Genomic DNA, 393 nt, shown 5'->3' on the forward strand with positions numbered 1-393 from the left:
TTAAAACTAATAATAAAATAACCTAATATTTAAAATAGCTTAATCACTACCTTAATACTTTATTAATTTGTCCTTTTCTAATTTACTTAACGATGATAAGTGGTGGAGATAAGCGGGATCGAACCGCTGACCTCCTGCGTGCAAGGCAGGCGCTCTCCCAGCTGAGCTATATCCCCATTTCATCATAATTTAATAACTAATCATTTATGTCTTAGTTATTAGTTATTTACACTACACCTTTCGTTTCACTCACTCTCAGAGTGGTGGGTCTGAGTGGACTTGAACCACCGACCTCACCCTTATCAGGGGTGCGCTCTAACCACCTGAGCTACAGACCCAAGGGTAATGTTTTCTTCTGCTCATTTGTCTACAACTATCAGCCAATCTGTGTGA

2 tRNA genes are annotated in these 393 nt (G+C 39.4%); both read right to left on the reverse strand.

Annotation, left to right across the window (positions count from 1 at the left end):
• Positions 1-100: 100 nt before the first annotated feature.
• Positions 101-176 (reverse strand) — tRNA-Ala (locus HMPREF2813_RS08275).
• Between the two features lie 85 nt (positions 177-261).
• Positions 262-338 (reverse strand) — tRNA-Ile (locus HMPREF2813_RS08280).
• Positions 339-393 lie beyond the last annotated feature (55 nt).

The organism is Haemophilus sp. HMSC066A11 (assembly GCF_001811665.1).
In the GTDB taxonomy this organism is placed as follows: domain Bacteria; phylum Pseudomonadota; class Gammaproteobacteria; order Enterobacterales; family Pasteurellaceae; genus Haemophilus; species Haemophilus influenzae.